General features: G+C 52.7%; 2 protein-coding genes. Both read right to left on the bottom strand.

The genetic code is table 11. The features are described 5' to 3' along the window. A partial coding sequence (locus tag Q0256_RS02075; RefSeq protein WP_297959613.1) for a hypothetical protein occupies nt 1-843 on the bottom strand: 843 nt, incomplete at its 3' end. Next, nucleotides 840-1737, bottom strand: an 898-nt coding sequence (locus Q0256_RS02070) for an ABC transporter permease (RefSeq protein ID WP_297959612.1), incomplete at its 5' end; no start/stop codon positions are given. The genes Q0256_RS02070 and Q0256_RS02075, both read right to left, overlap by 4 nt.

Raw genomic sequence — 1737 nt, 5'->3', positions numbered from 1 at the left:
TGCGGCTCGAATCAAAGCAGGGTACTTATGCAAGCAAACGGCGTAAATTTCGCTACGCCACGCTTCGTAGTTACGCCGTGTAATCGCGCTGCAAAGCTGCATCGCAAAACGCGATTTAAAATTTAAAAGCGCGTCCGCGAGGTCAAATTTGCTAAGCTTTCCCGCGCGCGCCGTTTTGTAGCCGTGCCGTGCAGCTACGCTACGAAGTCGCACTATGCGGCGGCGCATAAAATTCGAATATCCGCCCGCATAATTAATCTTAACCGCGCGCCGTTTTTTTACCGCGTCGTACGAATGCTGCGAAGTAAGCCATGCCGCGCACCATGCTTCGGCTTTATCCGCGCGTAGCGAAGTGCAGCGTAGAGCACGTGTTAAAGCATGGCGTAGAACATGCAGCGGCTTGTGAATAAACTTTAAAATTTTAAATCCGCACTTCGATATGAAATTTTGCGCTGTGTCCGCAAGACGCGCTGAAGTGCGCGTAAATTTTAAAATTTCAAACCGATTGCACGGCATAGGCGTAAAATTTAAAAATTCCGCCGCTCGTTTTTGTGGCGCGGCGCGGCTTTTTAAGCTCTCTGCGGCGCTAAATTTTAAAATTTCAGATCCACGCTTCACCGCTGCACCTTGCAAGTCAAAATTCCTCACGCTGAGAAATTTTAAAATTTCAAGCCCACGCTCTACTCGCTTTCGAAAAAATTCTAAAAATTTCATCGCGTCCTCTCTTTTGGCGGCGTGAAATTCCGCCATCGATGCCTTGGGCGAAAGCGAAATATTAATTGCGCCGATTTTTGTGGCGCGAAATTTCTCCGCGCAAGCGTAAAGCAAAAATAAATTTTTCATCGTGCGCCCCTTTTTACGCTAAGCACGCACAAGCTGAAAAACAAAACCGCTCCGAGCGCCTGAATGGCGAGGTTTATCCACAGCGTCGCACTCTGTCCGCCCGATAGGAAGCAGATGCGAAAGGACTCGACCGCGTATGTGGGCGGCAGCAGGTGCCCGATGAAGTTGACCGCCGCGGGCAATCCGCGCAGATCGAAGATCATGCCGCTAAGCAGCGTAACGGGCAGGTAGCCGATGACGATGGCGTATTCCTGCGCTAGGAATTGATTTTTGCAGATCGCCGAGATCAGCATGCCTAGGCAGGTCATCTCCAGCACGAAGACGCACAGCGTCGCCAGCAGCATCGCCACGCTGCCGCGGATCGGGATGCCCAAAAGCACCTGCCCGTAAACGAGCGTCATCGCGCCGCCCAAAAGCGCTAGGAAATAATACGCGCCGACCTTGGCAGTGACGATCTCAAGCGCGCTTGCGTTGGAGTTGTAAAGCGAGGCGATCGTGCCGCGGTCCCATTCGCGCGAGATCACGACCGCGACCATAAATAGGCAGATGAGCCCCAAAATCCCCACGTACTCGGCAGATACGAGATACCACGTCGATTCGTTGGCTTCGTTAAACCAGCTGCGATAATTCACGCCGACGGGCCTTGCAGCGGCGTTTAAATTTGCGTTTAAAAAGCCGTAATCTTGCGCCAAAACCTGCTCGATTACGCCTGCAACGTAAACGTAGCTAAGAAGCGCAAGCTGCGACTGAGTGGCGTTTTGGATAAGAAAAATTTTGGCGCCGTCTTTGTCTGAGCTGCTCGCGCCGCCGCTTGCGCTACTTGCGCTGCCGCCTACGCTACTTGAGCCACCGCCGTTATTTGCAGCGTCGCCTACACCGTTAGCGAAGGGGCTC

The sequence above is a fragment of the uncultured Campylobacter sp. genome (assembly GCF_937949835.1).
Classification (GTDB): Bacteria; Campylobacterota; Campylobacteria; order Campylobacterales; family Campylobacteraceae; genus Campylobacter_B.
This window is presented reverse-complemented; position numbering and strand designations above follow the sequence as displayed.